Annotated in this window: 1 protein-coding gene; it reads right to left on the bottom strand. The window is 41.5% G+C overall.

The window, feature by feature from the left end; all coding sequences use genetic code 11:
* A partial coding sequence (locus ACNPNW_RS15990; protein WP_448767163.1) for a peptidase domain-containing ABC transporter occupies positions 1 to 1112 on the bottom strand: 1112 nt, incomplete at both ends.

The following is a 1112-nucleotide window of genomic DNA, read 5'->3' as shown; positions in this document are numbered from 1 at the left end:
CCTAAAGTTAGGTTTTCCCTGATTGTGCCATAAAACAAATGCGCACTCTGATTAAGTAACCCTGTATCACGACGAATATCAGCAGGATCAATCAGTGATAAATCAAGACCATCAAGATAAATATTACCTTGCTGCGGCATTTGCATGCCTGATAATAATTGCAATAATGTGGATTTCCCCGCGCCATTTCGGCCTAAAATTGCAATTTTCTCTCCCGCCCGAATTGCTAGTTGAGCAATCGCTAGATTGGGTTTTGCATCATCTTGATTATATTTAAATAAAGTGCCATTCAATTGATAATCACCCAACAATACTGAGCGATGGATCAAATGCGCCCGATCAGGTTGGTCAACTGGCTTTTTCATTAACTCATCAAGACTACTTTTTGCGACTTTGGCTTGCTGTAAACGTCCCAAAACACCCGTAATTTGTGCAATTGGTGCCAACATTCGTGAAGATAAAATTGAGCATGCAACCAATGCACCTGTGGTCATTTCTCCACTAATCACGGCAAAACAGCCAACAAGTACCACAAGAGCATAAGTCAGACCTTGGACTTTTTGCGTCCATGCAGTCATCACGCCCACTATTTTACGCTGCTTCATACTAATATCGGCAGACATTTCATTCATATGATTCCATTGATTCTGGAATCTGGATTCAGCGCGTAACAGCTTAATGTCCTCTATGCCTTGCACTGATTCCACCAATATTGCATTACGAATCGAAGACTCACGCATTCCCTCTCTGGCAAGTTTAGCCAGTGGTCTTTGTGCCAATATGGCTGGAATAATCATAAGCGGTACAACAAGTACCATGACCCAGAAAAGATTGCCGCCAATGATCCAGAATATAACCAAAAATAAAAAGAAAAATGGCAAGTCGGCAATGGCGCTAATCGTCGTTGAGGTGACTAGCTCCCGCACCCCTTCCAACTCCCGAATTTGGGAAATAAAAGTACCTGTTGATTTGGAACGCTCACTATTTTTAATTCTGAGCGTATGACCAAAAACCCGATCTGAAATACGCAAGTCTGCTCGTTTACCAATAATATCTGATAAATAGATACGCGCTACACGTAAAACAAATTCAAAAATTGCCGCAATCAATAC

The sequence above is a fragment of the Acinetobacter endophylla genome (assembly GCF_053543775.1).
The sequence above is the reverse complement of the archived record's forward strand: the minus strand, read 5'-3'. Positions and strand labels throughout refer to the sequence as shown.